The 723-nt window shown below is 58.6% G+C and carries 1 protein-coding gene; it reads right to left on the bottom strand.

Annotated elements, in window-relative coordinates:
• The coding region (locus B2R17_RS05835) for a DEAD/DEAH box helicase (protein WP_286763232.1) at positions 1-544 on the bottom strand (544 nt) is incomplete at its 3' end.
• Positions 545-723 lie beyond the last annotated feature (179 nt).

Here is a 723-nt window from a genome sequence, read left to right as displayed (position 1 = left end):
CCTCGTCTAAAGTTCGCTCCGAAGCGGTTGCGGTGAGCGCGGCCAGCGGCGGATTACCCAACCGCTCGCGAATGGATGGCAAGCACAAATAGTCCGGACGAAAGTCGTGCCCCCATTGGCTGACACAATGAGCCTCATCGACCACCATCAACCCGACTCCCACGCCCGCGAGCAATTCGCAGATGTCGGTTTTCTGAAGTCGTTCCGGCGTCGTGAGAACAAACTTGACCTCTCCCGCTGAGATCTTCGAACGAGCCGACTCGATCTGTTTCGCCGTCCTGGTGCTGTTGAGCACGACCGTTGGCTGACCAGCCTCCTTCAGATGCTCGGCCTGATCTTTCGCGAGCGATATCAACGGGCTGACCACCAACGTCACTCCATCGCGAAGAATGCCAGGCAGTTGATAACAAAGGCTTTTGCCAGCCCCGGTTGGCATCAACACAATCGTGTCCTTGCCAGCCACAATCGACTCGCAGGCTTCGCGTTGACCGTGACGGAAGGATTGAAACCCGAAGCAACGATCGAGGTGAGCGAGAAGATCCATCGTAGAACAGTTAGGAGGCTGGCGGCGATTCAAACGCCGACGAGCGGCACGCGGTCAGCCAACTTCGCAAAGCCCGTGCCAACTCCCCGGCTGCCGGCGTCCCCTTTCTGTGGATGAACCGTGTCGCCGCCTGTTCCTCCCGCGAAGCAACGCGTGAACAATAAGTGACGTAGCGGAAG

Origin of the sequence: Rhodopirellula sp. UBA1907 (assembly GCF_002337565.1) — a bacterium.
Taxonomy (GTDB): Bacteria; Planctomycetota; Planctomycetia; order Pirellulales; family Pirellulaceae; genus Rhodopirellula; species Rhodopirellula europaea.
Note: the sequence above shows the minus strand (reverse complement) of the source record. Positions and strands in the feature narration are given on the sequence as shown.